This window comes from Pseudoalteromonas sp. G5_S1_14_S5, assembly GCF_054968605.1.
Genome location: NZ_JBQKUM010000214.1, coordinates 1 through 588, shown reverse-complemented (window position 1 = coordinate 588; position 588 = coordinate 1). Strand labels below are relative to the sequence as shown.

Genomic DNA, 588 nt, shown 5'->3' with positions numbered 1-588 from the left:
CCTGGTTTGAACAGGCAACCAATCGTGCCACGAAGCTTGGCGATATCTACTACAGCAAGACACAAAAATTTCAATGCAAAGCGGTTATTTATCAAAATAAAAAGAAAGGTCGGATAGCAAAGAAAAAACGAGGTGGCAAGTCACAGTGCACGACAGATAAATACCAGCAGGCGAAAGCGATTGAGCCTTGGTTATTGGTATATCACTTACCCGAGCATGAGAAAGTCAGCGCAACTAAAGTCGTCAAGCTATATGCGCAGCGTATGCAGATAGAAGAAGCGTTTAGAGATACAAAAAATGGCAAACTAGGCTTAGGATTGGAGTACGCGAACTCAAAAAGCGCAAAACGTTATGACAACCTGATACTAATCGCATCATTGATAACGTTTATGCTTTGGTGCGTGGGGGTTGTGAGTGCACAACTGACCCAATCACGCTTGCTGCAAGCCAATACAGAAAGACGAAAGTGCGTCTTGTCTTATGTCTATTTAGGTCGAGAGGTCATCGATGATACCCGATATTGCCCTGATGAACCTTTGTTAATTTACGTGTGGAGCCAGTTATCAAAACTGACTATACAGTTTGAAG

At 42.9% G+C, this 588-nt stretch carries 1 protein-coding gene; it reads left to right on the top strand.

Annotated features, from left to right (window positions below):
- Window positions 1–588: transposase (locus tag ACTRWI_RS22600; RefSeq protein ID WP_499133930.1), on the top strand; the 588-nt coding region annotated here is incomplete at both ends.